This window comes from Pseudonocardia sp. TMWB2A (assembly GCF_017312135.1).
In genome coordinates this window covers 735,301-762,239 of record NZ_QKQY01000002.1, presented here as the reverse complement: position 1 = coordinate 762,239, position 26,939 = coordinate 735,301, and the positions used below count along the sequence as shown (strand labels likewise).

Sequence of the window (26,939 nt, the reverse complement as noted above, 5' to 3'; positions counted from 1 at the left end):
GACCCTCAGTTCCGACGACGGGACCCGCCATGTTCGAGACCATGATCGATCCGACCGGGGCAGCCGATCCGGTCGCCCCGGCGGGCGCGGCGCTCGCTCCGCGCCCGGCGGACCTGGCGGGGCTGCGGCTCGGCTTGCTGCTCAACACCAAGCGCAACGCGGCGGAGCTGCTCGACGCCGTCGCGGAGCGGTGCGCACGGCAGCACGGCACGGTGCCCGCCGCCCGGCACGTCAAGCCGCACATCAACGACCCGGTCGCACCGGAGGTCCTCGCCGACCTGGTCGAGCGGTGCGACGTGGTGCTGGTCGGGGTCGGCGACTGCGGGTCGTGCAGCGCGTCCGCCGTCACCGACGGCATCGCGCTCGAGGCGGCCGGGGTCCCGGCCGCCGTGCTGGTCAGCGAGGCCTTCCGGACGACCGCGGACGCGATGGCCGGGCTGCGCGGCAGCCCCGGCTACGACTACGCGGTCGTGCCGCACCCGGTCGCCTCGCTGGACGTCGCCGGCATCGCGGCCCGGGCCGGCGAGGTGCTGCCCGGGCTGGTCCGGCTGCTGCGCGCGCCGGTGGGACCGGCCGGCCCGCCCGGGAACGGCGCGGACCACCCCGGGGCGGGTGCCCGGTGAGCGCCGCGACCTCCGTCGATCCGGTGGACATCGCCCGGGCCGCGGTCGAGCACGCCTACGACCAGGGCTGGACCGACGGGCTGCCGGTCGTCCCGGTGACCGCGGCGACCCGCGACGAGTTCCTCGCGGCGACCCCGCGCGATCCGGGCGAGGTGGTCGCGCACGCCGGGAGCCTGGGCCGGGAGTGCACCGTCGAGCGGGTCGCGGTGAACGCCGCGATGGCCGGCTGCCGACCGGAGTACCTGCCCGTCGTGCTGGCCGCGTGGGACGCGCTGATGGCCCAGCGGGTCGTCACCGGCGGCGGCTGGCAGAGCACCAGCGGCCCGGCCCCGCTGATCGTGGTGAACGGCGACGTCCGGGCCGAGCTGGGGATCAACTCGGCGGGCGGCTCGGTGGGGCCCGGCTTCCGGGCGAACGCGACGATCGCCCGCGCGATCGGGCTGACCGTGCGCAACGTGCTCGGCATCCGCCCGCACGAGCTGGACCAGGCCACCCAGGGGCTGCCCGGCCGGTTCGCGGTGTGCGTGGGGGAGAACGAGGAGGAGAGCCCCTGGGAGCCGCTCTCGGTGGAGCTCGGCGCCGCGCCCGGCGCCGGGTCGGTCTCGGCGATGCTGATCCGGACCTGCGAGTTCGTCGACAACCGGGACTCCACCGACCCGGAGGACCTGCTCCGCGACATCGCGGACACGGTGGCCCGGACCGGCACGGTGGTCGGCGGACGGTCGTCGGCGGGCCTGCTGCTCGGCGTCGAGCACGCCACGCTGCTGGCCGACGGCGGGTTCGGCAAGGCCGACGTCGCCGCCTGGATCAGCGAGCACGCCGTGCGGACCGCCGCCGACCTGCGGGCCGCCGGGAAGGGCCGCGCGGCCGGGGACGCCCCGGACGACGCCCCGTTCCCGATGGTGCCGGAGCCGGAGCACCTGCCGATCGTGGTCACCGGCGCCCGCAACGCCGGGATGTCGCTGGTGGTGCGGCCGTTCGGTTTCGGCGGGTGGTCGCGCACCACGCACCCGGTGCACGTCGGCGGGGCCGCGGCGTGAACCCGGTGCTGGACGTGCGGGACCTGCGTGTCGAGTTCCCGACGGCGGCCGGTGCGCTCGGGGTGGTCGACGGCGTCTCGTTCGACGTCGGGCCGGGCGAGACGGTCGCGCTGGTCGGGGAGTCCGGATCGGGCAAGAGCGTCAGCTCGCTGGCGGTGCTCGGGCTGCTCGGCAGGGGCCGGATCGCGGGCGGGTCGGTGTCGTTCCGGGGCGAGGAGATCGCCGGAGCCGGCCCCGAGCGGTTGCGCCGGCTGCGCGGCGCCGAGATCGCGATGGTGTTCCAGAACCCGATGAGCGCGCTGGACCCGCTGTTCAGCGTCGGTGACCAGGTCGTCGAGGCGATCCGGGTGCACCGGCCGGTCGGCCGGGCGCAGGCCCGGGAGCGCGCCGTCGAGCTGCTCCGCGAGGTGGGGCTGCCGGACCCGGAGCGCCGGATGCGGTCCTACCCGCACGAGCTGTCGGGCGGTCAGCAACAGCGGGTCGGGGTGGCGATGGCGCTGGCCTGCGACCCGGAGCTGCTGATCGCCGACGAGCCGACGACCGCGCTGGACGTGACCGTCGAGGCGCAGATCCTGGCCCTGATGCGACGGCTGCAACGCGAGCACGGCGCGGCACTGCTGCTCATCACGCACGACATGTCGGTGGTGGCCCGGATGGCCGACCGGGTGGTGGTGATGTACGCGGGCCAGGTCGTCGAGCGGGGCACCGTCGCCGAGGTGCTGAGCACGCCCACCCATCCCTACACCCGGGCGCTGATCGGCTCCGTCCCGACCGTCCACACCGGACGGGACGAGCTGCTGACGGTGATCCCGGGGAGCGTGCCGAACCCGGCCGACGTGCCGGACGGCTGCCGGTTCCATCCGCGCTGCCCGCAGGCGGTGCAGCGGTGCCGCACCGAGGTGCCACCGGTGGTCCGGACGGGGGAGGGCCGGATCAGCCGGTGCTGGCTGGCCGGGGACGCCGACCGGATCGGGTGCGGTCCCGCGGGCACCACGGCGGGTGCCCGGTGAACGGGCCGGCGCTGTTCGAGGCCCACGACCTGGTCAAGCACTTCCGGAGCCGGCGCGGGGTCGTGCAGGCCGTCAACGGCGTGTCGCTGAGCATCCCGCGCGGTCGCACGGTCGGCCTGGTCGGCGAGTCGGGTTCGGGCAAGTCCACGGTGGCCCGGCTCGCGCTGCGGCTGCTCGAACCGACCTCGGGGACGCTGTCGTTCGACGGCGACGATCTCGGCGCCGCCTCGGGCGCGGCGCTGCGCCGGCTGCGTCGCCGGATGCAGATCGTCTTCCAGGACCCGAACGGCTCGCTGAACCCCCGGATGACCGTCCTGCAGGCGGTCGGGGAGCCGCTCGTGGTGCACCGGATGGCCCGTGGGGCCGCGCTCGCCGACCGGGTCGTCGAGCTGCTCGAACGGGTCGGGCTGGGTGCCCGCGACCTGAACCGGTACGCCCACCAGTTCTCCGGCGGTCAGGCCCAGCGGATCGGGATCGCCCGCGCGCTCGCCACCGACCCGGACCTCATCGTGTGCGACGAGGCGGTCTCCGCGCTGGACGTCTCGGTGCAGGCCCAGGTGCTCAACCTGCTCCGCGGCCTGCAGGCCGAGCGCGGGCTGTCCTACCTGTTCATCGCCCACGACCTGAACGTCGTCCGCTACATGTCCGACGAGGTCTGCGTGATGTACCTCGGCGAGATCGTGGAACGCGGGGACGGCGACGCGGTGCTGCGGGACCCGCAGCACCCCTACACCCGGATGCTCGTGTCCGCCGTGCCGGACCTGGCCACCGCCGGACCGGCCGCGGAGGTCACGCCGGTCGGCGAGGTGCCCAGCCCGATCGACCCGCCGCCGGGGTGCCGGTTCCACACCCGCTGCCCGCAGGCCGAGGCCGGCTGCCGCGAGGAACGGCCCGCGCTGCGCAGGGTCGTCGCCGACCGCGACGTCGCCTGCCTGCTGGCCGGGGCACGGACCTCCGGGGCGGTGCGACCGTGACCCGCTACGTCCTGCGCAGACTCGCCTACGGCAGTGTGGTGATGGCGCTGGTGACCGCCCTGGTGTTCGTGCTCGTGCGGCTGGTCCCCGGCGACGCGGTGACGATGCAGCTCGCCGAGTCCGGCGCGAGCCCGGAGCAGGTCGCGGCGCTGCGCGCCGAGTTCGGCCTCGACGTGCCGGTCTGGACGCAGCTGGGGAACTGGCTCGCCGGTGTCGCACGCGGCGATCTCGGCCGGTCGTTCTACGGCGGCGGCGCACCGGTGACCGGGCTGTTCCTGGAACGGGTGCCGGTCACCGTCTCACTCGGCCTGCTGGCGATGCTGTTCGCGACCGTCGCCGGGATCACCCTCGGCGTGCTGGCCGCGGTCACCCGCGGCTCCGCGCTGGACGCCGCCGTGCGGAGCTTCGCGGTCGCGTTCCTGTCGGTACCCAACTTCGTCGTCGCGCTGCTGGCGCTGACCGCGTGCGCGGTCTGGCTCAACTGGTCGCCACCGCTGGCCTACCGGCCGCTGACCGAGGACCCGGTGAACTGGATCCAGCAGATGGCGATCCCGGTGATCGCGCTGGGCACCGCCGGGATGGCGGGGACCGCGCGGATGGCGCGGTCGTCGTTGCTGGAGTCGCTGGGGTCGGACTACGTGCGCACGGTCCGTGCGAAGGGCGCGCGGGAGCGCACCGTCGTCGGCAAGCACGCCGCCCGGAACTCCACCATCGCGGTGCTCACGCTGCTCGGCCTGGAGCTGGCGACGGTGCTCGGTGGCACCGTGATCCTGGAGCAGATGTTCGGGATCCCGGGGACCGGGCAGCTCATCTACTCCGCGGTGCTGGAGCGCGACTACCCGGTGGTCGTCGCCTGCACGATCTTCTACGCGGGGCTGTTCGTGGTGACGATCATCGTGATCGACCTGCTCTACGCGCTGGTCGACCCGCGGATCCGGACCGGAAGGGCACTCTCGTGAGCGCGCCGGCCACCCCCGCGCGGCTGCGCGCCGTCCCCGGCGCCGTCGCCCGGTTCGTCCGCGCCCAGCCCCTCGGCGGGATCGCGCTGACGGTACTGACGCTGTTCGTGCTGGCCGGGCTGCTGGCCCCGCTGGTGGCGCCGTACGACCCGCTGGAACAGTTCCGCCGCGACATCCTCGACGGCCCGTCCGCCCGGTTCCTGCTCGGCACCGACGACCTCGGCCGGGACGTGCTGAGCCGTTCGCTGCACGGCGCACGGACCTCGTTGCTGATCGGGGTGGTGACCACCGCGGTCAGCCTGGTTCTGGGCACCACGATCGGGGTGGTCTCCGGCTACGCGGGCCGGGGCGTCGACATCGTCCTGCAACGGGTGATGGACGCCGTCCAGGCGATCCCCGGCATCGTGCTGCTGCTGTTCATCGCGGTGATCCTCGGGCCCTCGGTGCGCAACACGATCATCGCGCTGACCGTGGTGATCACACCGTCGTTCAACCGGATCGCCCGCGGCGAGACGCTGCGGGTGCGCGAGGAGCGCTACGTCGAGGCGGCCCGGGCCACCGGTGCCGGGACCGGCCGGATCCTGCTCCGGCACGTCCTGCCGAACATCGTCGCCCCGGTGTTCACCCTGGCCAGCCTGATCTTCGCCGGGGTCGTCATCGCCGAGTCGGCGCTGAGCTTCCTCGGCATCGGCGCGCCGCCGCCGACCCCGTCCTGGGGGCTGATGCTCTCCGAGGGCGTCCGGTACGTGGAGCGCGCGCCGTGGCTGATCGTCGTGCCCGCGGTGCTGCTCTCGCTGGCCGTCTTCAGCCTCAACCTGCTCGGCGACGCGCTGCGCGACCACCTGGACCCGCGCCTGCAGCACGCCACCTTCGCCGAGTCCCGGCGGTGGTGGCGGCCCCGCCCGCCGGCCCGCCTCGCCCCCGGCCTCGCCCGGGCGGCGGAGGAGCTCGACGCCACCGATCCCACCGACCGACGACCCGACTAGGAGCGTGCACAGTGGACATTTCACTCGCCGGGAAGGTGGCCCTGGTCACCGGAGCCGGTCCGAACATCGGCGGCGGGATCGGCCTGGCGCTCGCGCGCTACGGCGCGACCGTGGCCTGCAACGACATCGACCCGGACGCGGCGGCCGCCGCCGTCGAGCGGATCGAGCGCAACGGTGGCCGGGCCATCGCGGTCCCCGGTGACGTCACCGACGAGGACCAGGTGGCGGGCTACGTCGAACGGGTCGTCGGCGAGCTGGGCGGGATCGACATCCTGGTCAACAACGCCGCCCTGCTCGGCGGCAAGGGGGTGCTCGACGAGAGCGCCGAGTTCTTCGACCGCGCCGTGCGGGTCGCCGGTCTGGGCAGCTTCCTCAACACCCGGGCGGTCGGACGGCACATGGCCGAGCGCGGCACCCGTGGCTCGATCGTGCTGGTCTCGTCGTCGAACGGCTGGTCCGGCTCGGCCGGGGTGATCGCCTACGCCTTCCACAAGGGCGGGGTGAACAACTTCGTGCGGGCCGCGGCGATGGACCTCGCCCCCTACGGGATCCGGGTCAACTCCTTCACCCCGACCGCGCCGACCCCGGACAACCCGGCGCTGACCGGACCGGACGGGAAGTCGGTCATGGACCGGCCGCGGAACGGGATCGGCGGCGGCACCGGCGACGAGCCGTGGCGGCGGCCCGCCCGCTGGAGCGGCGACCGGGTGCCCATGGTGCCGATGGGCACCACCGGCACCCCGACCGACATCGGGCACTGCGTCGCCTGGATGTGCTCCGACCAGGCCCGGCTGATCACCGGCCAGGACTTCGTCGTCGACGGCGGGGCCCGGGCGAAGAACTTCGCCTACGTCCCGGCGGCGGCCGCCGACCTCGCCGGCCCGGTGCCGCTGGTCGGGCTGGACGTGACCGGCGAGCTCGACCGGGAGACGGTGTGAGACGGGGTCGCGCCGCGGCGCTGCTGCTGGCCGCAGCGCTCGTGCTGTCGTCGTGCGGGGCCGGTGGCGGTGGCGGCAGCGACGAGCCGGTCGGGGACCCGCGTCCCGGCGGCTCGCTGGTGTGGCAGCTGCCGGCCGAGGTGTCCACCGACCTGAACCCGCTCGAGAGCTCCGACCCGAGCGCCACCGGGCTGATCTCCGGCTCGGTCTACGGGAAGCTGCTCGACTGGCGCACCGGACCCGACGTCACGGAGATGGAGCTGGAGGGCGACCTGGCCGAGTCGTGGGAGGTCTCCGAGGACGGTCTGACCTACACCTTCCGCCTGCGCCGGGACGTCACCTGGCACGACGTCGAGCCGGTGAACGGCCGGCCCTTCGTCGCCGACGACGTCGTCGCGACGATCACCGCGATGAAGGAGCGCGGCCTGCAGGCCTACATGCTCGAGGCGGTGCGGACCGTGCAGGCGCCGGACGAGCACACCGTCGTCCTGACCCTGGACCGGCCCTTCGCCCCGCTGCTGGAGTACGTGGCCTACCACACCTTCCTGATCGTTCCCCGGGAAGGGATCGAGGGGCGCTACGACCTGGACACGGTGGCGATCGGCACCGGGCCGTTCCTGCTCGCCGAGCACACCCCGGACGTCGAGTGGGTGCTCCGGCGCAATCCCGACTACCACGTCCCCGACCGTCCGTACCTCGACGAGGTCCGGCGACCGGTCATCAACGACACGGCGGCGACCACCGCGGCCCTGCGGAGCGGCCGCCTCGACGTCGGCACCACCAGCGACGTCACCGTGGCCGACGAGTTCCGCGACGGCGACCACACCGTGGTCGAGACACCGGGCGCGCCGGTGAGCTTCTACCTCAACCCGCGCGTGGAGCCGTTCGACGACGCGCGGGTGCGCCGCGCGGTGTCCCTCGCGATCGACTGGGAGGGGATGGGGGAGACCATCCGCGGCTCGTTCAACCTCACCTCCATCCTGCGTCCCGACATCTCCGACGCCGCGCTGTCCGAGGACGAGGTACGCGAGATCCGCCCGTTCGACCCCGAGCAGGCCCGCCGGCTCCTCGCCGAGGCGGGCCTCCCGGACGGCTTCGCGACCACGCTGCTCGTCCAGCGGGTCGACGACGAGGACGTCCGCGAGGCCCAGTGGATGCAGGCCGACCTGGCCGAGGTCGGGATCGACGTCACGATCGAGACCGTCGACCCCGGGACCGGGATCGAACGCCGGCGCACCCACGAGTTCGCCATGACGAAGGCACTCCGGACCGTGCACCTGCCCGACCAGACCTGGCGCGACTTCATGCCGGGCTACATCGAGAACTACGCGCTCGTCGACGACCGGGAGCTGGTCGAGGGCTACGCCCGGACCCGGACCACCACCGACGACGCCGAGCGGCGCGAGCTGCACCGCGCCATGCAGAGGCGGATGGAGACCGAGATCGTGCAGGGCCTGTTCCCGATCCAGAAGTTCGACTACACGATCTTCTCCTCGCGGACCCAGGACCTGTTCCCGGTGCCGATCCACCAGGGCCGCCGGCTCGCCGACGTGTGGCTCAGCGACCAGCCGGCGTCGCCGTGAACGACCCGGTACACGATCTCGTCGTCGTCGGGTCCGGCCCGGCCGGGTACACCGCGGCGGTCTACGCCGCCCGGGCCCGGCTGGCCCCGCTGGTGTTCGAGGGTTCCAGCCACGGCGGCGCCCTGATGACCACCACCGACGTGGAGAACTACCCCGGCTTCCCCGACGGCGTCGACGGGCCCGGCCTGATGGGACGGATGCGGGCGCAGGCCGAGCGGTTCGGCGCCGACCTGCGGCCCCGCGACGTCGGGGAGATCCGGCTGGACGGCCCGGTCACGGAGATCGTGACCGACGGGGAGGTGCACCGGGCCCGTGCGGTGGTGCTCGCGATGGGCGCCGCGCCGCGCTACCTCGGCGTGCCGGGGGAGCAGGAGCTGCTCGGACGCGGGGTCTCGTCCTGCGCGACCTGCGACGGGTTCTTCTTCCGGGACCGGGACGTCGCCGTCGTCGGTGGCGGGGACTCCGCGATGGAGGAGGCGCAGTTCCTCACCCGGTTCGCCCGCAGCGTCACGGTCGTGCACCGCCGGGACACCTTCCGGGCGTCGCGGATCATGCTGGAGCGGGCACGGGCGAACCCGGCGATCCGCTGGGCGACCCGTCGCGAGGTCGTCGCGGTGACCGGCGACGGCGCGGTCGGCGGGCTGCGCCTGCGCGACGTCCGGGACGGCTCCGAGTCCGGGCTGGACGTCGCCGGGGTGTTCGTCGCGATCGGCCACGACCCGCGCAGCGGGCTGGTCGCCGACCGGCTCGACCTGGACCCCGACGGCTACGTCCGCACGCTCGACGGGACCACCCGGACCGCCGTCGACGGGGTCTTCGCCTGCGGCGACCTGGTGGACCGGCACTACCGGCAGGCGGTCACCGCCGCCGGGTCGGGCTGCGCCGCGGCGATCGACGCCGAGCGTTGGCTGGCCGGGGCTCGCGTGGACCGTCCTTCCACGACGTGAAAGCGCCCTCCCGGCACCCGCCGGGAGGGCGGCATCGTGAGGTCACGAGCCGGTGACCTGGCCCACATTCCCTTCCGGGCCGGACCCCGGACCTCCGCCGAGGCGGCCGTATCCGTTCCCATACAGAGGAGCCGACATGGGTATGACGACCCGAGCCGCGATCTGCCGCGAACCGGGGACGCCGTGGGAGACCACCGACGTCGAGCTGGACGACCCGCGCGCCAACGAGGTCCGCATCCGGTTCCACGCGGCGGGGCTCTGCCACTCCGACGACCACATCCAGAAGGGCGACGCCCGGATGCGGATGCCCGTCGTCGGCGGGCACGAGGGTGCCGGGGTGGTCGAGGCGGTCGGTCCCGGTGTCACCCGGGTGCAGGTCGGGGACCACGTCGTGTGCTCCTTCATCCCGGCCTGCGGCTACTGCCGGTACTGCTCCACCGGCCGGCAGAACCTGTGCGACGCCGGGAAGAACGCCGCCACCGGTGAGTTCCCGGACGGGACGTTCCGGTTCCACCTCGACGGCGAGGACCTCGGCGGACTCTGCGTGCTCGGCACGTTCTCCCAGTACGCGGTGGTCTCCGAGTTCTCCTGCATCCCGATCGCCGACGACATCCCGTTCGACGTCGCCTCCCTGGTCGGCTGCGGCGTCCCGACCGGCTGGGGCTCGGCGGTGCACGCCGCCGGGGTCCGTGCCGGGCAGACGGTCGTCGTCTACGGCTGCGGCGGGGTCGGCGCGAACGCGGTGCAGGGGGCCCGGCTCGCCGGTGCCCGCACCGTGGTGGTCGTCGACCCGGTGCCGTTCAAGCGGGACATGGCGAAGGTGTTCGGTGCCACCCACACCTTCGCCGACGCCGAGGAGGCCCATCGGTTCGTCGTCGAGACCACCTGGGGCGAGCTCGCCGACCACGCGATCATCACCGTCGGCGTGCTGCACGACGAGGTGATCGGCCGCGCGCTGGCGATCATCGGGAAGTCCGGCCAGGTCACCGTCACCGCGGTCGGCAACGGCTCGGTCCGGGCGCCGTCCGGGATGCTGATCGGCTACCAGCGCCGGGTGCAGGGCGCGATCTTCGGCGCCTGCAACCCGCTGCACGACGTGCCCCGGCTGCTCGACCTGTACCGCTCCGGCGATCTGAAGCTGGACGAGCTGATCACCAGGCGGTACCGCCTGGAGGAGGTCAACCAGGGCTACGCGGACATGGCGGACGGCCGGAACGTCCGCGGCGTGATCGTCCACGAGCACTGAGGCGGTGACCATGACGACCGACACGACAACCGGCACGGACGCCGGTACCGGCACCGCACCGCCCGCCGGGGCCACCCACCTGATCGGCGACGCCTGGGTGCCCGCCGCCGACGGCCGCACGATCGACGTGCTCGACCCCGCCACCGGCGAGGTCGTCGGCCGGGTGCCGCGCGGCACCGCCGCCGACGTCGACGCCGCCGTCGCGGCCGCCCGGGAGGCGTTCCCGGCCTGGCGCGACACCAGTGCCACCGAGCGCGGGCGGCTGCTGCTGCGCTGGGCCGAGCTGGTCGAGCGGCACGCCGACGAGCTGGACCGGCTGGAGTCCCGCGAGGTGGGGCGGCCGCACTGGGGCCCGCCGCCGATGGCCCGGATGCTCACCTTCCTGGCCGGGCAGGCCGACAAGGTGCAGGGGCTCTCGCTGCCCACGCACACCCCGGACGTCCTGGGGCTCACCCTGCGCGAGCCCTACGGCGTCGTCGCCTCGATCATCCCGTGGAACGCCCCGGGCCCGATGTTCGCCAACGACACCGGCGCCGCGATCGCCGCGGGCAACACCGTCGTCGTCAAACCGGCCGAGGACGCCCCGCTGACCCCGCTCGCACTGGCCCGGCTCGCCCGCGAGGCGGGGATCCCGCCGGGGGTGGTCAACGTCGTCACCGGCTACGGCCACGAGGCCGGCGCCGCGCTGCCCGCGCACCCCGACGTCGCCCGGGTCGGGTTCACCGGCTCCCCGGAGACCGGGTCCGCGGTGATGGCGACCTGCGCACGCCGGCTGGTCCCGCTGCACCTGGAGCTGGGCGGCAAGTCCCCGCAGGTGGTGTTCCCCGACGCCGACCTGGACCGGGCGATCCCGGCGATCGTCGCGGGCATCACGCTCAACACCGGACAGATCTGCGCCGCCGGGTCCCGGGTCGTGGTGGACCGGTCGATCCGCGCCGAGGTGGTGGAACGGCTCGCCGCCGAGATGGCGGCGGTCACCGTCGGCCCCTGGCACGAACGCGCCCGGATGGGCCCGCTGATCAACGCCCGGCAGCGGGACCGGGTGCTCGGCTACGTCCGCACCGGACGTGAGGAGGGCGCCCGGCTGGTCACCGGCGGCGGCACACCGACCGGGAACGGCCTGGACCGCGGGTTCTTCGTCGAACCGACGCTGTTCGACGACGTCGATCCCGGCATGACGATCGCCCGCGAGGAGATCTTCGGCCCGGTCCTGTCGGTGCTCGCGGTGGACGACGAGGCGCAGGCCCTCGCCGTCGCGAACGGCACCGACTACGGGCTGGTCGCGTCGGTCTGGACCCGCGACGTCGGCCGCGCCGTTCGGATGTCGCGCGGGCTGGCCGCCGGGCAGGTCGCGGTCAACGCCGCCCTCGGAGCCGGGGTGATCGGCGGGCCGTTCGGCGGGTACCGGCGCAGCGGCTTCGGCCGCACCATGGGCGCCGACGCCGTGCTGGAGCACACGCAGGTGAAGACGGTGTCGATCCGTGGGTGACGTGCGGATGCGGGTGCTGATGGAACCCCGCCACGGCGCCCGCTACGACGAGATCCTCGCGCTGGCCCGGGCGACCGAGGCTGCCGGGTTCGACGCGTTCTTCCGCTCCGACCATCTGATGGGCGTCGACCCGCACGACCGCACCTACCGCCCCACCGACTGCTGGACGACGCTCGGCGGGCTGGCCCGCGAGACCCGCCGGGTCCGGCTCGGCGCCCTGGTCGGCGCCGCCACGTTCCGCGAGGCCGGCCTGCTCGCGACGATCGTCGCCTCCGTCGACGAGATGAGCGGCGGCCGGGTCGAGCTGGGACTGGGCACCGGCTGGTACGAGCGCGAGCACGCCGCGTTCGGGATCCCGTTCCCGCCGACCCGCGACCGGTTCGACCGGCTGGAGGAGCAGCTGACGGTCGTCACCGGCCTGTGGCGGGCCGCCCGGGACGGCACGTCGTTCTCGCACGAGGGCAGCCACTACCGGATCGCGGACAACCACACCCCGCCGCAGCCGGCACAGGACCCGTACCCACCGGTGATCGTCGGCGGGACCGGTCCGCGGCGCACCCCGGCGATCGCCGCCCGCTTCGCCGACGAGTTCAACGGTGCCCTCGGCGGCGACCTGGCCGAGCGCTACGCGGTGTTCGACCGCGCGTGCGAGGCGATTGGCCGGGACCCGGCGACCGCACGCCGCTCCGCGGTACTGCCGGTGGCCTGCGGCGCCGACCCGGCGCAGGTCGCCCGCCGCGGCGCGGTCATCGGGTCCGACCTCATGCGCGACAACGCCGCCATCGGGTCTCCGGAGCAGGTCACCGACCGGATCGGACGGCTGGCGCAGGCCGGCGCGGACACCGTCTACCTGCACGTCTACGACATCGCCGATCTCGACCACATCGCCCTGATCGGGGCGGAGGTGCTGCCGCACGTCGCGGCGCGACCGGAGGGGGCCCTGCAGTGAGCACAGCAGAGACGACGGCCGGACCGTCCACCACGGACTCCGGTGTCATCACCACCCGGGCGGCGGTGGCCCGCGGCCCGCACACCGGCTGGGAGCTGACCGACCTGCGGCTCGAACCGCCTCGCGCGCACGAGGTGCGGGTCCGGTTCCACGCCGCCGGCCTCTGCCACTCCGACGACCACATCACCGCGGGCGACGCGCCCGTGCGGTTCCCGGTCGTCGGTGGCCACGAGGGCGCCGGGATCGTCGAGTCGGTCGGCCCGGACGTGCGCCGGGTCCGCCCCGGCGACCGGATCGTCTGCTCCTACATCCCCGCCTGCGGTGCCTGCCGTCCCTGCTCGACCGGGCACCAGAACATGTGCGTGAAGGGCCTCAACGCCGGCACCGGGATGTTCCTCGACGGGTCGTTCCGGTTCCACGAGGGCACCGGCGACGACCGCGTGGACTTCGGCGGCTTCTGCACGCTCGGCACGTTCTCGCAGTACGCGGTGGTGTCGGAGTGGGCGTGCGTCCCGCTGCCCGAGGACATCCCGTTCGAGATCGGCGCGCTGGTCGGCTGCGGCGTCCCCACCGGCTGGGGCTCCGCGGTGTACGCCGCCGGCGTCCGGGCGGGGGAGACCGTGGTGATCTACGGCGCGGGCGGGGTCGGCTCGAACGCCGTGCAGGGCGCTCGCTACGCCGGCGCGAAGAACGTGGTCGTCGTCGATCCGGTCACGTTCAAGCGTGAGTCCGCCGAGATGTTCGGGGCGACGCACACCTTCGCCGACGCGGCGAGCGCGCACGAGTTCGTCGTCGAGACCACCTGGGGCCAGCTCGCCGACCACGCGATCTGCACCCCGGGCGTGCTCACCCCGGAGATCGTGAACGACGCCGTCGCGGTCGTCGGCAAGGGCGGCAGGGTCACCCTGACCGCGGTCGGGCGGCTCGGCGAGAACACCGTCGACGTGCACGCCGGGATGATGATCAGCTACCAGCGCCAGATCCGTGGCGCTCTGTTCGGCGGCTGCAACCCGCTGTACGACATCCCCCGCCTGCTCGGCCTCTACCGGGCCGGCGACCTCAAGCTCGACGAGCTGATCACCCGCCGGTACCGGCTGGACGAGATCGACCGGGGCTACGCCGACATGACCGCCGGCCGCACCATCCGCGGCGTGATCGTCCACGACGTCTGACGCCCGCCGCGATCCGAGGAGCCACCGTGTCCCCTGCACCCGTGCCCGGGTTCGTCGCGTCCGCCGACGCCGAGGCCGTCACCGACCTGTTGCGGGCCCAGCTCGAGGGCCTGCCCGCCCGCTCACCGTTCTACGCCGACCTGTTCGCCGAGCACGGGATCGACGCGTCGGCGTTCGGCTCGCTCGCCGACCTGGCCCGGTTCCCCTTCACCGGCAAGCAGATGCTGCGCGACTCCCAGGCCGCGCAGCCGCCGCTGGGCCGGCACGCCGGCGTCGCGATGTCGGAGGTCGTGCGGGTGCACGCCTCCACCGGCACGACCGGACGCCCCAGCTGGGTCGGGGTGACCCGGCGCGACGCGGGCGCCTGGACCGAGCTGGTCGCACGGGCGTTCCGCACCATGGGGGCCACCCGCGACGACGTCGTCCTGCACGGCGCCGGGCTCACCCTGTTCGTCGGCGGCCTCCCGATCCGCGACGCGCTGGAACGCATCGGCAGCACGATGGTCCCGATCGGGACCGGGGCGTCGGAGAAGGCGGTGCTGGCGCTGGAGTCGCTCGGAGTCACGGCGCTGCACTCGACGCCGTCCTACGCCCGCTACTTGGCCGAGTACCTGAGGGCGGCCGGCCGCGACCCGCGCGAGTTCGGGCTGCGGAAGATCTTCGTCGGAGGCGAGCCCGGCGGCGGGGAACCCGCGTTCCGCAGGCAGGTCGAGCAGGAGTGGGGCGCCCCGGTCACCGAGGGTCTCGGCAACGCCGACATGGCCCCGGTGCTGTTCGCCGAGCAGCCCGGCAGCGGTGGGATGCGCTTCACCGGCGGCCGGCACGTGGTCGCCGAGCTGATCGACCCGGAGTCCGGCGAGCCGGTGGGCGCCGAACCCGGCGCCCAGGGCGAGCTCGTCTACACCTCGGTGGACCGCGAGTGCTGCCCGCTCGTGCGCTTCCGCACCCGGGACCGGGTGGTCGTCACCGGCCGGGCGGCCGACGACGCCCCGCTGATCCGCTGCATCGGCCGGACCGACGACATGCTGATCGTGCTCGGCGTCAACGTCTTCCCGTCCGCGGTGCGCGACCTCGTCGTCGCGCTGCACCCGCGCACCACCGGCGCCGTGCAGATCGTGCTGCCCGAGCACGGCCCGCGGGTCGACCCGCCGCTGCGGGTCGAGGCCGAGTGGGGCGACGCGGCCGGGGACACCGAGCAGCTCGGCCGGGAGATCGAGACCGCGATCCGGACCCGGCTGTCGGTCAGGGCCACGGTGACGCTGGTGCCGCCCGGCTCGCTGGAACGCGCCGAGATGAAGTCCCGGCTGACCCGGCTCACGGGCTGAGCGGGAAGGAGACGAGACGTGTCCGAGAAGCCCAACCCCATACTCGATCCGACCGGCCGGGGCGCCGATCCCTCCCCGGAGCCCGGGGCGGCATTGCTCGCACCGCGCCGCCCGGACCTGACCGGCCTCCGGATCGGGGTCCTGGAGAACACCAAGAAGAACGCCGACCTGCTGCTCAGCGAACTGGCCCGGCTGCTCGTCGACGAGCACGGCGCCGCCGGGGTCACGGTGGCCCGCACGAAACGGCAGTTCGCCGTCCCCGCGCCCGACGAGCTGATCGAGGAGTACGCCCGCGGCTGCGACGTCGTCGTCACCGGGGTCGGTGACTGCGGATCGTGCAGCGCCTCCGCCGTCGCCGACGGGGTGCTGTTCGAACAGGCGGGGGTGCCCGCCGCGGTGATCTGCAGCGACGCGTTCGCCGCCACCGCCGACACGATGGCCGCGCTGCGCGGCGCCACCGGCTACCGCTACCTGACCACCCCGCACCCGGTCGCGATCCTCGAACCGGACCAGGTCCGGGACCGTGCCGCGCGGCTCGCCGGCGACGTCGCCGCTCTGCTCACCGGGGCGCAGCGGTGACCGCCGGGACCGACCCGGACCCGGATCTCGCCGCCGCCGCGGTCGAGCACTGCTTCGAGCAGGGCTGGACCGACGGGCTGCCGGTGGTGCCCGCGTCGCGCGCGCTGGTCGACCGCTTCCTCGCCACCACCGATCTGGCCCCGGAGACCGAGATCGGCAGGCTGCCGCAGCTGGACCGGGCGGTCACCGTCGAGCTGGCCGCGATCAACGCGGTGATGGCGGGCTGCCGCCCGGAGTACTTCCCCGTCGTGCTCGCGGCCTGGGCCGCACTGACCGCGGAACGTGCCACCGGCGGCGGGGGCTGGCAGTCGACCAGCGGCCCGGCACCGCTGATCGTGGTCAACGGCCCGGTCCGCGACGCGCTCGGGTTCAACTCCACCGGCGGCGTGTTCGGGCCGGGGTTCCGGCCGAACGCCACCGTCGCCCGGTCGATCGGGCTGATCGTGCGCAACGTCTACGGCGTGCACCCGCACGCCCTGGAGCAGGCCACCCAGGGGCTGCCCGGGCGCTGGCAGATCTGCATCGCCGAGAACGAGGAGGAGAGCCCCTGGGAGCCGCTGTCGGTGGAGGCCGGCGTCGCGCCGGGGGAGTCCGCCGTGTCCGCGACACTGCTGCGGACCTGCGAGTACGTCGACAACCGGCACACCGGCTCGGCCGAGCAGCTGCTCGCCGACGTCGCCGACACGCTCTCCCGCACCGGGGCCTGGATCTTCCGGCACGCGAGCGCCGGGGTCGTGTTCTGTCCCGAGCACGCCCAGCAGCTCGCCGCCGCCGGGTTCGGCCGTGCCGAGGTGCGGGCCTGGCTGGCGCAGCGGTGCGGCCGCAGCGTCACCGACCTCGCCCGGGCCGGGAAGGACGGCCTGGACGGCCAGGTCCGGTTCGCCGACGGCACCCGCGGCGACGGCTTCGACCCGCTGCTCGCCGGCTCCGGCCGGGAGAACCTGCTGCTGGCCGTCGCCGGGGCCCGCAACGCCGGCATCTCGATGGTGGTGCGGCTGTTCTCCGACTGGTCGGGCACCTCGGTCCCGGTGGCGGGGGTGACCCGGTGAGCGCCCGGGTCGCACTGGTCACCGGCTGCGGCAAGCCGGACGGCGCCGGACAGGGGATCGCCCGCCGGCTCGCCGCGGCCGGGTACGCCGTCGTCGTCACCGACCGGGTGCCCGGCGGCGTGCCCAACGCCCGGCAGGCGGCGCAGACCGGGACCGGGACGCACGACGGGCTCACGACGCTGACCGCGGAGCTCACCGGCACCGGGGCCCGGGCCGTCGCCGTGCTCGGCGACATCGGCCGGCCCGAGGACGCCGCCCGCATGGTCGGCACCGCCGTCGAGGAGTTCGGCCGGCTCGACGTCCTGGTCAACAACGCCGCCGCACCACAGGGCGCCGACCGGGCCGACATCGGCGAGACCTCGCTGCAGGTGTGGCAGGAGCTGCTGCACACCAACCTGACCGGCACCTTCCTGATGTGCCGGGAGGCGGTGCCGGTGATGCGCGGGCAGCGCTACGGCCGCATCGTCAACATCTCCTCGATGGCCGGGCTGTCCGCGGCCCCGCGCTCGGCCGCCTACTCGGCGTCCAAGGCCGGGGTGGTCGGGCTGACCCGCGCGCTCGCGATGGACGTCGCCGGGTGGGGGATCACGGTCAACGCGATCTGTCCCGGCCTGCTCGCCACCAGCCGGGCGGTGCTCGATCCGACGCTGGACGACGAGGCCGCCGTCGCGGCGGTCGCCGCCCGCGGGCGGTCCATCGCGGTCGGGCGGGCCGGACGGCCCGACGACGTCGCCGCGGCGGTCGCCTACCTCGCCGCCGAGGACGCCGGCTACGTCACCGCCCAGACCCTCGTCCTCGACGGCGGCGGGCTCAGCCCGTTCCCGCTGCCCCGACCCGCCGACCACGCAGGAGACACACCATGAGCGACCAGGTACGCGCGGCCGTCCAGACCGCACCCGGGACGATCGAGCTGCGCGAGTTCCCGCGCCCCGCGATCGGTGCCGACGACGGGCTGCTGCGGGTCGAGGCGAACGGGATCTGCGGCAGCGACGTCGAGATGTTCCGCGGCCACATGCGGATGGGCTCGGGCAAGCCGGTGATCCCCGGGCACGAGCCGCTCGGGATCGTCGAGGAGGTCGGCGAGCGCGCGGCCGCCCGGTGGGGCGTCGAGCCGGGTGACCGGGTCGCCCTCGAGGTCATCGTGCCGTGCCGGGCCTGCCACGACTGCCTCACCGGCCGCTACCAGTCCTGCCGCCACCGCGGGAACGCACACGGCGTGACCGGGACCGACGTCGCGCCGTCTCTCTGGGGCGGCATGGCCGAGCACCTCTACCTGGCCCCGAACGCGGTGCTGCACAAGGTCGACCGGGACCTGCCCGCCGAGCTGGCGGTGATGTTCAACCCGCTCGGCGCCGGCGTCCGGTGGGCGGTGCACCTGGGCGGCGTCGGGCTCGGCGACACCGTGCTGGTGCTGGGTGCGGGCCAGCGCGGGATCGCCTCGGTGATCGCCGCCCGTGCGGCCGGGGCCGGGACGATCGTCGTCACCGGACTGGAGTCCGACGTGCACAAGCTGGAGCTGGCCAGGGAGTTCGGCGCCGACCACACCGTCGTCGTCGACGGGGAGGGCGCCGAGGACCCGGTCGAGACGGTGCTCGACCTGACCGGCGGGGCCGGGGCCGACGTCGTCCTGGAGCTGACCCCGATGGCCGCCGCCCCGCTCACCCAGGCGCTGCGCGCCGCGAAGCACGGCGGCACCGTCGTGCTCGCCGGGCTCAAGGGCGGCCGGGAGAACCCGCTGAACACCGACCTGATCATCAACCGGGCGCTGACCGTGCGCGGTGCCTTCGGCGTCGACGCCCGCGGCTACGCCGAGGCCATCGCGATCATCGAGTCCGGCCGCTTCCCGCTGGAGAAGCTGCACACCCACACTTTCGGGCTCGACGACACCGCGCTGGCACTGCGGACCCTCGGCGGGGACGAGCCCGGCGAGCGCGCGGTGCACGTGTCGGTCCATCCCCACCTGCGCTGAGGAGTCGCCGTGCTGATCGACGCACACGCCCACCTGCTGCCCCACGACTACCCCGACGACGCCCCCGGGTGCTTCCCGCGGATGGAGGCGATCGACGGCACCGACGCCCGGCTGCTGGTGTTCGGGTCGGTGCGGTTCACCGCGAAGGCCGCGTTCTTCGACGCCGAACGGCGGATCGAGGCCCAGGAGGCGTCCGGTGTGGACGCCGAGGTGATCACCCCGATGCCGCCGCTGCTGCGCTACGACCTCCCGGTCGCCGACGGCCTGTCGCTGGCCCGGCACGTCAACGAGTTCACCGCGACGCTGAGCGCGGCCGCACCGGGCAGGCTCTACGGCTTCGGCATCGTCCCGATGCAGGACCCGGACACCGCGACCGCGGAGCTGAAGCAGATCCGCGACGCCGGCCTGCACGGTGTCGAGATCGCCTCCGGGGTGCTCGGCAGGCCGATCGGGGACGAGCGGTTCCGGCCGTTCTTCGCCGAGGCGGAGCGGCTCGGGCTGCCGGTGTTCGTGCACGCGATGCCCGCCCCGACCGACCAGCTCCCGGCCTCGGCGATGGGCACCCACGTGGTCGGCCTGCAGGGCGCGACCGCCGCCGCGTCGATGGTCACCGGCGGGACCGCGGCCGGGTGCCCGGACCTGCGGCTGTCGTTCAGCCACGCGGCCGGCGGGTTCCCGCTCGTCCTGCCGCGGGCGCAGTACTTCTGGAGCGGCACCTGGAACGAGGAGCCCGCGGTGCCCGAGCGCGCGTTCGCGCACGACGACGGCCCGTCCCCGTCGGAGCTCGCCCGGCGCTTTTACTACGACACGATGGTCTTCGACCACCGCGCCCTGCGCTACCTCGTCGACCTGCTCGGCCACGACCGGCTGCTGGCGGGCTCGGACTTCCCGGCGATGCCGCGCGAGGAGCCCTGCGGCCGGACCCTGCGGTCGCTGGACCTGTCCGCGGCCGAGCTGGACGACATCCTGTGGCACAACACCTTCCGCTGGCTCGGGGTCGACCCGCCGGTCTGACCCGGTACCGCCGCACGCTCGCTCCCCCGGGCCCGGCGCCCGGGGGAGCGGCGTGTGCCGGACGGCTCAGAGGCCGGTGACCGGGCGTGGCCCCAGGGTCCGGGAGATCGCCCGGGACGCCTGCGTCAGCACCCCCGCGAGCTCGCGGGTCCGCGCGTCGGTCGCCTCGACGACCACGCTGACGGCCGCGGCGACCCGCCCGCCGGCGTCGAGCACCGGCACCGCGACCACCATGTCGGGCACCGTGATCTGCCCGCGCGCCACCGCCACCCCGGTCTGCCGGATCGAGGCCAGGGTGCGGCGCAGCTCGTCCGGGTCGATCACCGTCAGCGGGCTGAAGCGTTCCAGCGGCGCGCTCAGCACCTGTTCCTGGAACTCCGGTTCGGCGTGCGCGAGCAGCACCAGCCCGGTGCCGGTGGCGTGCATCGGCCAGCGGTCCCCGACCCGGCTGTTCACCGGGTTGCGGACGCGGGCACGGATCGCCTCCACGTAGACCACGCCGGTGCCGTCCCGCACCCCCAGGTGGACGTTGCCACGGGTGGCCCGGTGGAGGTCTTCGAGGTGCGGGTAGGCGGCCTCGCGCAGGCCGAGACCGCGCGGTGCCAGCGCCGACAGCTCCAGCAGCCGCAGCCCGACCGAGTAGCGGCCCTCGCCGTCGCGCTCCAGCGCACCCCAGGCCACCAGCTCGTGCACCAGCCGGTGCGCGGTCGACAGGCTCAGCCCGGCACGCCGCGCGATGTCGCTGAGCGTGAGCGACCGGTGCCGGGGCCCGAAGGCGTCGAGCACCGCCAGCATCCGGCCCGCGGCCGTGACCCGCCGGCCGGGATCCGGTTCGTGGGCCCACCCCGGGCCGCGCTCCGCCGTGACCGTCATCGACCGGCCCTCGTGCCCGTCGTACCGCAGGGTTCCACCACGCCCGACCCCCTTGTCCAGCGTCCACGTCGTGCGGCGGCCGGAGCCGGCGCCCGGCCAGTCTCCGCAGGTCACACGCTGCGTCACAAGGGCAGCACGGACGAACGGGTCGGATGGGACAGAGCTGCCTACGTCATTCGTCGTGGTCGGGCCGGGCGGGGCGCCAAGTTGTCTTCCGCCGGGCGGAAGCGCCCTCCACCGCGACCGTGGGGCTGTCCGACGCTGGTCGACATCACAGTGAGCCCGATCACGTTCCCGGCCGCCCCGACCGCCGGTCCCCGGGTCCCACCACCGACCGGACGCCCCGCCGCAGCGCGGGCCGGCCGGTCCCGAACCGAACGGGAGTGCCCCGTGAGACGACGGATGCACCTGCCGGCCCTGCTGCTGGCCACGGCCATGGTCGTGGCCGGTTGCGGAGGTGGGGCGACGACGAACGCGGGCGGCGCTCCCGCGGAGCCGACCGGTCCACCCCAGCGGGGCGGTGAGCTGACGGTGCTGGAGAACGCGTCGTTCGCCGGCGGCTGGCCGACCGGCCTGGATCCGGCGACCAACACCACCGGCGGGGCGAACGTGCCGCAGATGAGCGCGATCTACGGCGGGCTGTTCCGGCTCGTCGCCGACGACGACGGCAGCAACGCCCGGGTGGAGCCGCACCAGGCGGAGAGCAGCTCGGTCGAGAACGGGGGCCGGACGGTCCGGATCACCCTGCGTGAGGGGCTCCGGTTCACCGACGGCACGCCGTTCGACGCCGAGGCGGTCGCCGCCAACTTCCGCCGCGCCGTGGACTCGCCCTGCACCTGCTCGCCGAACTGGCCACTGGCCGACGGCGGGATCACCACGGACGGGCCGCTGACCGTCGTCCTGGAGTTCACCCGGCCCTACGCCGCGGTGATCAACGCGATGCCGGTGACGAACGTGAACTGGATCGCCTCGCCCTCCGCGCTCGCGACGAAGGGCGAGGACGCGTTCGCGATCGAGCCGGTCGGCGCCGGGCCCTTCACCGTGGTGTCGAACCAGCTCAGCTCCGAGCTGGTGCTGGAACGCAACCCGGACTACTTCAAGGAGGGTCTGCCCTACCTGGACCGGCTGACCTTCCAGTCGATCGGCGGCGACCAGCCCGCCTACCAGGCGCTGCTGGCGGGGCAGGCGCAGGCGTACGAGGGGCTGACCACGACGCCGCTGCTGGAGCAGGCGCAGTCCCAGGGGCGGCTCGCCGTGACCGTGCAGCCCGCGACGTCGCCCTACGTCGTCCAGCTCAACACCCGGGCCGCGCCGTTCGACGACCCGCGGGCCCGGGAGGCGATCTACGCCGCCACCGACTTCGACGCGATCGGGCAGGGCCTGTTCCGCGGCCTCTACCCGGTCAGCCAGAGCTTCACCGGTCCGGGCGGGCTGTTCCACACCGAGTCGACCCCCGGCTACACCGGCCACGACCCGGAGCGGGCGCGGCAGCTCGTCGCGGAGCTCGGCGGGCTGGAGGTCGACCTCGGGACACTCGGGTCCTACGTGGCCGAGCAGGTCATGACCGCGCTGCAGACGCAGTGGCAGGAGGCGGGAATCACCGTCCGGACCGAGACCTACGAGCTGTCCACACTGGTCCAGGAGTTCAACGGGGGCGGCTGGCAGGCGATGCTGCAGACCGCCGGCTCGTGGGACCCGGCCGCCGGGGTCGGCGTCAACTTCCGGTTCGACTCGGACAGCCCGTTCTCCGGGGTCGCCGACCCCGCGCTGGACGCACTGTTCGACCAGGCCGCCGCCTCGGTCGATCCCGCGCAGCGCCAGGAGCTCTACGACCGGGCGGGCGGCCTGATCGCCGAGAACCACTACGGCCCGTTCGGCCTCGCGTTCGCTCCGGCCAACCTCGCGGTCCCGGGGGTGTACGGACCGGGCCTGACCAGCCGGATCCCGCCGATCGTCGTCAACACCGGCGTGCACTGGGACGAGGTCTGGCGGGAGTCGCAGCAGTGACCGCGGGCGTACCGGTCCGCGACCGTTCCGCGCGCCTCGCGGCGCTGCGCGGGTCACCGGCGCTGCGGATGGTCGGCAAGCGGACGCTGGTGGCGGTCCCCATCGTGCTCGGGGCCAGCGTCCTGACCTTCTGGGTGCTCAGCCTGATCCCGGGCGGGGCGGCGCAGCAGCTGCTCGGACCGGAGGCGACCGCCGAGCAGATCGCCGCGCTGGAACAGCGGCTCGGGCTCGACCGGTCCGGGCCGGTGCGCTACCTGCAGTGGCTCGGCGGCGCCGTGACCGGTGACCTCGGCAACTCGGTGGTCAGCGGCCAGCCGGTCACCCCGGTGCTCGCGGAGCGACTGGCCGTCACCGGACAGCTGGTGGGGATGGCCTTCGTCCTGTCGCTCGGACTGGCGATCCCGGTCGCGCTGCTGGCGGCCTACCGGCCGAACCGCCTGTTCGACCGGCTCAGCATGCTCGTCAGCATCACCGGGCTGTCGGTGGCGAACTACGTGCTGGCCCTGCTGCTGGTGCTGCTGTTCGCGGTGCAGTTCTCGATCTTCCCGGCGATCGGCTTCGTACCGCTCTCGGAGAGCGTGACCGGCAACCTGCACTCGCTGGCGCTGCCCGCGGTGGCGATCGCGTTCCCGCTGTTCTGCTTCTACACCCGGTTCCTGCGCGGGGACCTGGTGGACCAGCTGCAGGGCGAGGACTACATCACCACGGCCCGGGCCAAGGGCGTCGGGCCGTGGCGGGTACTGGTGCGGCACGCGTTCCGGAACTCGTCGTTCGGGCTGATCACCGTGGTCGGGCTGAACCTGGGGACGCTGATCGGCGCGACCGTGATCATCGAGCAGATCTTCGCGCTGCCCGGCCTCGGGCAGCTGCTCCTGCAGGCGATCAACACCCGGGACTTCGTGGTGGTGCAGGCCTGCGTCGTCGTGTTCGCCGTGATCGCGGTGCTGGCCAACCTGCTCGCCGACCTGCTCTACGCCGTGCTCGACCCGAGGATCCGCTATGGCAGTCGCTGAGCCCGTCACCGCCGTCGTCCCCACCGCGCCGCCGGGCAGGCGCGGCCTGCTCCGGAGCCCGGCGGTCGTCCTGCCGGGCGGGCTGCTCGCCCTGATCACCGCGGCCTGCTTCGTCGGACCGGTGGTGCTGCCGCTGCCGCCGCCGGTCGGCGGGAGCGTGCTGTCGAGCTACCTCCCGGCGCTCTCACCGGGGCACCTGCTCGGCACCGACCCGAACGGCAACGACATCCTGTCCCGGGTGCTGCACGGCGGGCGCTCGTCGCTGATCGTCGCGGTGTCGGTGAACCTGCTCGGGCTGCTCGTGGGCGGCACCCTCGGCGCGGTGTCGGGCTTCCTCGGCGGGAGCGTCGACACCGTCATCATGCGGGTGCTGGACGTGCTGATCGCGTTCCCGTCGCTGGTGCTGACCCTGGCGGTGGCCCAGAGCCTCGGCCCGAGCCGGACCAACACCGTCCTCGCGCTGGCGTTCTTCAGCGTGCCGGCGTTCGCCCGGATCGCCAGGGCCGCCACCCTGCGGCTGCGCGAGCAGCCGTTCATGGCCGCGGCCGAGCTGTGCGGGACGCCCGGCCACCGGACGCTGCTGCGCCACGTCGCGCCCAACATCGCACCCCAGCTGATCACCTTCGGGATGCTCGGCATGGGCATCGTGATGGTGATCGAGGGGGCGCTGTCGTTCCTCGGGCTCGGCATCCCGCCACCCGCCCCCAGCTGGGGAAACATGATCGCCCAGGGCCAGCAGAGCCTGTCCGCGACGCCGATGCTGGTCGTCTGGCCGTGCCTGGTGCTCTTCGTGACCGTCCTGACCTTCAACCTGCTCGGCGAGACCCTGCGCGCACGATGGAGCGGCCGATGACCATCTCCGGCACCGAGCCGGCCCGTACCGACCCGGCGCCGGTCGGAGATCCGCTGCTCGTGGTGCGGGACCTGCGGGTCCGGTTCACCCGCGAGGGCGTTCCCGTGCACGCGGTCAACGGGCTGTCCTACAGCGTCGCCCCCGGACGGACGCTGGCGGTGATCGGCGAGTCCGGGTCCGGCAAGAGCGTGAGCTCCCGGGCGCTGCTCGGGCTGCTGCCCGGCTCCGCCCGGGTCACCGGCTCGGCGACGTTCGACGGCACCGAGCTGATCGGCATGCCGGAGCGCCGGATGCGCAGGCGGCGCGGCTCGGACATCGCCATGGTCTTCCAGGACCCGGCCCGCTCGCTCAACCCGACGATGCGGATCGGCAACCAGATCACCGAGGCCGTCCGGGTGCACGCCGACGTCGACGCCCGGTCGGCGCGGGAGCGTGCCGTCGAGCTGCTCACGATGGTCCGGCTGCCGGCACCGGAGCGGCGCTTCTTCGAGTACCCGCACCAGCTCTCCGGAGGGATGCGGCAGCGGGTCATGATCGCGATCGCGCTGGCCGGGCAGCCCCGGCTGCTGATCGCCGACGAGGCGACGACCGCGCTCGACGTGACCACCCAGGCCCAGATCATGGAGCTGCTGGCCGAACTGCAGCAGCGGCTCGGCACCGCCGTCGTCATGATCAGCCACGACCTCGGGCTGGCCGCCAGCTACGCCGACGACGTGCTGGTCATGTACGCGGGCCGGGCCGTCGAGTACGCGCCCGCGCCGACCCTGTTCGGTGCCGTCCGGATGCCCTACACCGCGGCACTGCTCGGCGCGATCCCGCTGCTCGACCGGCCGTCGCACACCCTGCTGCCGGTGATCCCCGGCCAGCCGCCCGACCTGCGGGCGCTGCCCGAGGGCTGCCCGTTCCGCCCACGGTGCGCCTCGGCCGACGAGCAGTGCCTGACCGAGCCGCCACTGACCGAACACGAGCCCGGCCACCGCTGGGCCTGCTGGCATCCCGAACCCGGCCGGGGCACCGAACCCGAGGAGGACCGGCGATGACCGTCACCGACCACCGGGGGGCCGGGTCGCGGGCCGCTCCGGTCGCCCCGCTGCTGGCCGCCCGCGACGTCGTCCAGGAGTTCCCGGTCCGGGCCGCGGGCGGGGTGAAGGGCGGCGTGGTGCACGCCGTCTCGAACGTGTCGCTGGAGGTCCACCCGGGGGAGACGCTGGGGGTGGTCGGCGAGACCGGTTCCGGCAAGTCCACGCTGGCCCGGTCGCTGATCCAGTCGCCGCGGCCGAAGTCGGGCGAGATCGAGTTCCAGGGTGTCGACCTGATGGGTCTGCGGCGGCGCGACCTGGTGCGGGCCCGGCGGTCGCTGCAGATGGTCTACCAGGATCCGTTCGGCTCGCTGAACCCGCGCTGGCGGGTCGCCGAGCTGGTCGCCGAGCCGCTGGTCGGCTACCGGGAGGGCACCGCCGCCTCGCGTGCCCGCCGCGTCGACGAGCTGCTGGACATGGTCGGGCTGGACCCGTCGCTGTACGGGCGGCGGCGCCCGCACGAGCTGTCCGGCGGGCAGTGCCAGCGGGTCGCGATCGCCCGGGCGATCGCGCTGGACCCGGCGCTGCTCATCTGCGACGAGGCGGTGTCCTCGCTGGACGTGCTGATCCAGGCACAGGTGCTCAACCTGTTCGAACGCCTGCGCTCCGAGCTCGGCCTGTCCTACCTGTTCATCGCGCACGATCTCGCGCTGGTCAAACAGGTCAGCGACCGGGTCGCGGTGATGCACCTCGGGCAGCTCGCCGAGATCGGCCCCGCGACCGCGCTCTACCGCGCGCCCCGGCACCCCTACACCTCGGCGCTGCTCGACTCGATCCCCGGCCTGGACCCGGCGACCGGACGGGTGCGGCGGCCCACGGCGCCCCCCGGCGAGCCGCCGTCGCCGCTGGACCCGCCCAGCGGCTGCCGCTACCGCACCCGCTGCCCGCGCGCGCAGCAGCGCTGCGCCGAGGAGGAACCGGTGCTCGTCGAACTGGCGCCGGGGCACCGGGCCGCCTGCCACTTCCCGCTCGACCCACCCGGACGCACCGACGACGAGGGGACCCGCACATGACGATCGACCACGCCGCTCTGGACGGACTGCGCGCCGGTCTGGAGGCCGACGACTACGCGATGGAGGTGACCGAGTCCGGCGACCGGCTGCAGGTCCGGATCAGCGCCGGACCGGACGCCTGCGCGGACTGTCTCGTCCCGAAGGACATGATGCGAGCCGTGCTGCACTCGGCCCTGGGCGTCCCCGAGGAGCGGATCGAGATCGGCTACCCCGGCGAAACGCTCGAACCGGGTGGCGAGTGACCGCATG

The 26,939-nt window shown here is 74.2% G+C and carries 26 protein-coding genes; 25 read left to right on the top strand and 1 reads right to left on the bottom strand.

Annotation, left to right across the window (positions count from 1 at the left end; translation table 11 throughout):
* The first annotated feature begins 41 nt into the window (after window positions 1-41).
* From DMP17_RS17955 to DMP17_RS17865, 19 genes are all read left to right on the top strand, one after another.
* A complete protein-coding gene (locus DMP17_RS17955) occupies window positions 42-623 on the top strand; it encodes a UGSC family (seleno)protein (RefSeq protein WP_226365872.1) in 582 nt (193 codons plus the stop codon).
* Window positions 620-1,663, top strand: a complete 1,044-nt coding sequence (locus DMP17_RS17950) for a hypothetical protein (protein ID WP_226355912.1) — start codon at window positions 620-622, stop codon at window positions 1,661-1,663. Before DMP17_RS17955 ends, DMP17_RS17950 begins: the two co-directional genes overlap by 4 nt.
* The gene (locus tag DMP17_RS17945) at window positions 1,660-2,673 is read left to right on the top strand and encodes an ABC transporter ATP-binding protein (RefSeq protein WP_337830140.1); all 1,014 of its coding nucleotides are present in this window, start codon (window positions 1,660-1,662) and stop codon (window positions 2,671-2,673) included. The genes DMP17_RS17950 and DMP17_RS17945 overlap by 4 nt, the downstream gene beginning before the upstream one ends.
* Window positions 2,670-3,647: an ABC transporter ATP-binding protein gene (locus tag DMP17_RS17940; protein ID WP_337830139.1), complete on the top strand. Its 978-nt coding sequence runs from the start codon at window positions 2,670-2,672 to the stop codon at window positions 3,645-3,647. The genes DMP17_RS17945 and DMP17_RS17940 overlap by 4 nt, the downstream gene beginning before the upstream one ends.
* Window positions 3,644-4,606 carry an ABC transporter permease gene (locus tag DMP17_RS17935; RefSeq protein ID WP_337830138.1) on the top strand — a complete coding sequence of 321 codons (963 nt, stop codon included), beginning with the start codon at window positions 3,644-3,646 and terminating at the stop codon, window positions 4,604-4,606. Before DMP17_RS17940 ends, DMP17_RS17935 begins: the two co-directional genes overlap by 4 nt.
* Window positions 4,603-5,592, top strand: coding sequence for an ABC transporter permease (locus DMP17_RS17930; RefSeq protein WP_226355916.1), 990 nt, complete (start codon window positions 4,603-4,605; stop codon window positions 5,590-5,592). The genes DMP17_RS17935 and DMP17_RS17930 overlap by 4 nt, the downstream gene beginning before the upstream one ends.
* Before the next feature lie 11 nt (window positions 5,593-5,603).
* Window positions 5,604-6,530 carry an SDR family NAD(P)-dependent oxidoreductase gene (locus DMP17_RS17925; protein WP_226365869.1) on the top strand — a complete coding sequence of 309 codons (927 nt, stop codon included), beginning with the start codon at window positions 5,604-5,606 and terminating at the stop codon, window positions 6,528-6,530.
* A complete protein-coding gene (locus tag DMP17_RS17920; RefSeq protein WP_337830137.1) occupies window positions 6,527-8,113 on the top strand; it encodes an ABC transporter substrate-binding protein in 1,587 nt (528 codons plus the stop codon). The genes DMP17_RS17925 and DMP17_RS17920 overlap by 4 nt, the downstream gene beginning before the upstream one ends.
* Window positions 8,110-9,060: a thioredoxin-disulfide reductase gene (gene trxB, locus DMP17_RS17915; RefSeq protein ID WP_226355919.1), complete on the top strand. Its 951-nt coding sequence runs from the start codon at window positions 8,110-8,112 to the stop codon at window positions 9,058-9,060. Before DMP17_RS17920 ends, trxB begins: the two co-directional genes overlap by 4 nt.
* 136 nt (window positions 9,061-9,196) lie before the next feature.
* The gene (locus DMP17_RS17910; RefSeq protein ID WP_337830136.1) at window positions 9,197-10,306 is read left to right on the top strand and encodes an NDMA-dependent alcohol dehydrogenase; all 1,110 of its coding nucleotides are present in this window, start codon (window positions 9,197-9,199) and stop codon (window positions 10,304-10,306) included.
* 10 nt (window positions 10,307-10,316) lie between these two features.
* A complete protein-coding gene (locus tag DMP17_RS17905; protein ID WP_226365866.1) occupies window positions 10,317-11,795 on the top strand; it encodes an aldehyde dehydrogenase family protein in 1,479 nt (492 codons plus the stop codon).
* 1 nt (window position 11,796) lies between these two features.
* On the top strand, window positions 11,797-12,744 hold the full coding sequence (locus tag DMP17_RS17900) for a TIGR03560 family F420-dependent LLM class oxidoreductase (protein ID WP_337832695.1): 948 nt from the start codon (window positions 11,797-11,799) through the stop codon (window positions 12,742-12,744).
* A gap of 47 nt (window positions 12,745-12,791) precedes the next feature.
* Window positions 12,792-13,916 carry an NDMA-dependent alcohol dehydrogenase gene (locus DMP17_RS17895; protein ID WP_226356694.1) on the top strand — a complete coding sequence of 375 codons (1,125 nt, stop codon included), beginning with the start codon at window positions 12,792-12,794 and terminating at the stop codon, window positions 13,914-13,916.
* Window positions 13,917-13,942: 26 nt separating this feature from the next.
* Window positions 13,943-15,241, top strand: coding sequence for a phenylacetate--CoA ligase family protein (locus DMP17_RS17890; RefSeq protein WP_226355922.1), 1,299 nt, complete (start codon window positions 13,943-13,945; stop codon window positions 15,239-15,241).
* Between the two features lie 18 nt (window positions 15,242-15,259).
* Entirely contained in the window at window positions 15,260-15,820 is a 561-nt protein-coding gene (locus DMP17_RS17885; RefSeq protein WP_226355923.1) for a UGSC family (seleno)protein, read from the top strand.
* A complete protein-coding gene (locus DMP17_RS17880; RefSeq protein WP_226355924.1) occupies window positions 15,817-16,869 on the top strand; it encodes a hypothetical protein in 1,053 nt (350 codons plus the stop codon). The genes DMP17_RS17885 and DMP17_RS17880 overlap by 4 nt, the downstream gene beginning before the upstream one ends.
* A complete protein-coding gene (locus DMP17_RS17875; protein ID WP_226365864.1) occupies window positions 16,866-17,732 on the top strand; it encodes an SDR family NAD(P)-dependent oxidoreductase in 867 nt (288 codons plus the stop codon). The genes DMP17_RS17880 and DMP17_RS17875 overlap by 4 nt, the downstream gene beginning before the upstream one ends.
* Complete coding sequence (locus tag DMP17_RS17870; RefSeq protein WP_226355926.1) at window positions 17,729-18,838, top strand: zinc-dependent alcohol dehydrogenase; 1,110 nt, start codon at window positions 17,729-17,731, stop codon at window positions 18,836-18,838. The genes DMP17_RS17875 and DMP17_RS17870 overlap by 4 nt, the downstream gene beginning before the upstream one ends.
* A gap of 9 nt (window positions 18,839-18,847) precedes the next feature.
* Complete coding sequence (locus tag DMP17_RS17865) at window positions 18,848-19,852, top strand: amidohydrolase family protein (RefSeq protein WP_337830135.1); 1,005 nt, start codon at window positions 18,848-18,850, stop codon at window positions 19,850-19,852.
* A gap of 66 nt (window positions 19,853-19,918) precedes the next feature.
* Here the strand turns inward: DMP17_RS17865 and DMP17_RS17860 are convergent, their stop codons facing one another.
* On the bottom strand, window positions 19,919-20,851 hold the full coding sequence (locus DMP17_RS17860) for an IclR family transcriptional regulator (protein ID WP_443217892.1): 933 nt from the start codon (window positions 20,849-20,851) through the stop codon (window positions 19,919-19,921).
* Between the two features lie 264 nt (window positions 20,852-21,115).
* On the opposite strand from DMP17_RS17860, the gene DMP17_RS17855 reads away from it, so the two are divergent.
* Genes DMP17_RS17855 through DMP17_RS17830 form a run of 6 tightly spaced genes read left to right on the top strand, consistent with a single transcriptional unit; the run spans window position 21,116 to window position 26,932 of the window.
* Window positions 21,116-22,732, top strand: a complete 1,617-nt coding sequence (locus DMP17_RS17855) for an ABC transporter substrate-binding protein (RefSeq protein WP_226355928.1) — start codon at window positions 21,116-21,118, stop codon at window positions 22,730-22,732.
* A complete protein-coding gene (locus DMP17_RS17850) occupies window positions 22,729-23,745 on the top strand; it encodes an ABC transporter permease (protein WP_226355929.1) in 1,017 nt (338 codons plus the stop codon). Before DMP17_RS17855 ends, DMP17_RS17850 begins: the two co-directional genes overlap by 4 nt.
* On the top strand, window positions 23,732-24,598 hold the full coding sequence (locus DMP17_RS17845) for an ABC transporter permease (protein ID WP_337830134.1): 867 nt from the start codon (window positions 23,732-23,734) through the stop codon (window positions 24,596-24,598). Before DMP17_RS17850 ends, DMP17_RS17845 begins: the two co-directional genes overlap by 14 nt.
* Window positions 24,595-25,638: an ABC transporter ATP-binding protein gene (locus DMP17_RS17840; protein ID WP_226355930.1), complete on the top strand. Its 1,044-nt coding sequence runs from the start codon at window positions 24,595-24,597 to the stop codon at window positions 25,636-25,638. The genes DMP17_RS17845 and DMP17_RS17840 overlap by 4 nt, the downstream gene beginning before the upstream one ends.
* Window positions 25,635-26,690, top strand: a complete 1,056-nt coding sequence (locus DMP17_RS17835) for an ABC transporter ATP-binding protein (protein WP_337830133.1) — start codon at window positions 25,635-25,637, stop codon at window positions 26,688-26,690. The genes DMP17_RS17840 and DMP17_RS17835 overlap by 4 nt, the downstream gene beginning before the upstream one ends.
* The gene (locus tag DMP17_RS17830) at window positions 26,687-26,932 is read left to right on the top strand and encodes a hypothetical protein (RefSeq protein WP_179760620.1); all 246 of its coding nucleotides are present in this window, start codon (window positions 26,687-26,689) and stop codon (window positions 26,930-26,932) included. Before DMP17_RS17835 ends, DMP17_RS17830 begins: the two co-directional genes overlap by 4 nt.
* The last annotated feature ends 7 nt before the right edge of the window (window positions 26,933-26,939 follow it).